Consider the following 2,193-nt stretch of genomic DNA (forward strand, 5'->3'; position numbering starts at 1 on the left):
GGCCGGGGCCGGAGCCCACGTGGTCGCGGTGGCCCGCACGGTCGGCGCCCTCGAGGAGCTGGACGACGCCATCCGGGCGGCCGGGTCCAGCGCCACGCTGGTGCCCTTCGACCTCGCCGATTACGACGCGATCGACCGGCTGGGCGCGGCGATCAACGATCGCTGGAAGCGCCTCGACATCCTGGTCGGCAATGCCGGCATCCTCGGCGCCCTCATGCCGATCGGCCACATCACCCCGAAGGTCTGGGACCAGGTGATGCAGGTCAACGTCACGGCCAACTGGCGCCTGATCCGCTCGCTGGACCCGCTGCTGCGCATGTCCGATGCCGGCCGGGCGATCTTCGTCTCGTCGGGCGCGGCCTCGAAATGCCGGGCCTATTGGGGGCCGTATTCGGTCTCGAAGGCGGCCCTCGAAGCGCTGGTGCGGACCTACGCGGCCGAGAACGAGACCACCGCCATCCGGGCGATGCTGCTCAACCCGGGGCCGCTGCGCACCGGCATGCGCCGCTCGGCCATGCCGGGGGAGGATCCCGAGACCCTCAAGACCCCCGAGGATCTCGCTCCCCACTTCGTGCGGCTCGCCGCGCCGGACTGGACCGAGACCGGCAAGCTCTACGATTTCCCCACCGACCGGGTGATGCAGTTCCGCGCGCCCGAGTAAAGGGGTCCGGGGCCTGCGGCCCCGGCGGGTTGCGGGCGGAGCCCGCAGGGTTTGGGATTTACGATGATCGACGTCCGCTGCATCTGTGCGATCGGCCTGCGCGGCCAGCTCGGCCTGAACGGGCACCTGCCCTGGGAGGGCAATACCGACCCGCTGTTCGTGGAGGACGTGACGCGCTTCTTCGCCCTCACCATGGGCCACGTGCTGATCGCGGGGCCGAAGACCGTGGCCTCTGTCCCGGACTTCGCGTTCAAGGACCGCACCATCGATGTGATCCGCAGTCACGAGGATCCCGAGCAGGTGCTCAAGCGCTACCCCGGCCGGCGGATTTTTGTCGGCGGCGGCATCGCGGTGTGGAACGTCTACGCCAAGTACATCCAGAACTGGGACATCACCCGCCTGCCCTACGACGGCGAGGCCGACCGCTGGTTCGACCCGGCCTGGCTGGTGGGCGGGGCGCTGCGGCCCTGAGGAGCGGCATCTTCGGGCAGCCCGGCGCGTTAGCGTGCGAGTTGCGTGTCCGGAGACGCAGATGAGCGCCCACAGCTACCGCTTCGGCATCGAGGAAGAGTATTTCCTCGCCGATGCCGAGACCCGCGGCACGCCCCGGGGCGACTTGGCCGGCTTCCATGCCCGGGTGCAGGCGGAGCTGCCCGAGACCGGGCGGGAGCTGGTCGCCGCGCAGGTCGAGGTCTGCACGCCGCCGCTGGACGACGCGCAGGCGGCGCGCAACAATCTCGGTGGCCAGCGGGCGCAGCTCGCCGGCATCGCGGCCGAGAACGGCTTGAGCCTGCTCGCCTGCGGCACCCATCCGCTCGCGCGCTGGTCCCGCCAGACCGCCACGGACGGCGAGCGGTACAAGGGCATCCTGTCGGATGTCGGCATCGCGGCACGGCGGGCGCTGATCTGCGGCATGCACGTCCATGTCGAGGTGCCGGACCCGGACGCCCGGATCGACCTGATGAACCGGCTGCTGCCGTTCCAGCCGCTGCTGCTGGCGCTCTCGGCCTCCTCGCCGTTCTGGCAGGGCGAGGCGACCGGGCTGATGGCCTACCGGCTCAGCGTGTTCGGCGAGTTGCCCCGCACCGGACTGCCCGAGATTTTTTCGGACTCAGCCGCGCATGCCCGGTTCGTGGAGATCATGACCCGCTCCGGCGCCATCGCGGATGCGAGTTTTCTCTGGTGGTCGCTGCGGCCCTCCATCAAGTTCCCGACCCTGGAGCTGCGCATCGCCGACGCCTGCACCCGGCTCGACGATTCGTTCTGCATCGCCGCCCTGTATCGCTGCCTGGTGCGCCTGTGCGTGCGCCGTCCGGCGCTGAATGCCGGACTCGACGGCGTCTCGCGCGCCCTGGCCTCGGAAAACCTGTGGCGGGCCCAGCACAGCGGCGTACGCGCGACGCTGATCGACGAGGCGCGGGGCGAGGCGGTGCCGTTCGTCGAGGCGCTGGAGGCGGTGCTGGCCCTGGTGGCGGAGGATGCCGACGCGCTCGGTTGCGCCGCGGACGTCGCCCGCGCCCGGGCGATCGTCA

3 protein-coding genes are annotated in these 2,193 nt (G+C 70.9%); all 3 read left to right on the top strand.

Translation table 11 applies throughout. The annotated features are described in order from the left end of the window. On the top strand, nucleotides 1-661 hold a 661-nt coding region (locus tag FV228_RS27360; protein WP_147857388.1), incomplete at its 5' end, for an SDR family NAD(P)-dependent oxidoreductase. Between the two features lie 63 nt (nucleotides 662-724). After that, nucleotides 725-1,132, top strand: a complete 408-nt coding sequence (locus FV228_RS27365) for a dihydrofolate reductase (RefSeq protein ID WP_050733992.1) — start codon at nucleotides 725-727, stop codon at nucleotides 1,130-1,132. A gap of 61 nt (nucleotides 1,133-1,193) precedes the next feature. Further along, nucleotides 1,194-2,193, top strand: a 1,000-nt coding sequence (locus FV228_RS27370; protein ID WP_147857389.1) for a carboxylate-amine ligase, incomplete at its 3' end; no start/stop codon positions are given.

It is taken from the genome of Methylobacterium sp. WL18, assembly GCF_008040015.1.
Lineage (GTDB): Bacteria > Pseudomonadota > Alphaproteobacteria > Rhizobiales > Beijerinckiaceae > Methylobacterium > Methylobacterium mesophilicum.

What these genes read in the sequence shown, in the direction of transcription:
- FV228_RS27365 (WP_050733992.1), top strand. Translation starts at nt 725, where the DNA reads ATGATCGACGTCCGCTGCATCTGTGCGATCGGCCTGCGCGGCCAGCTC.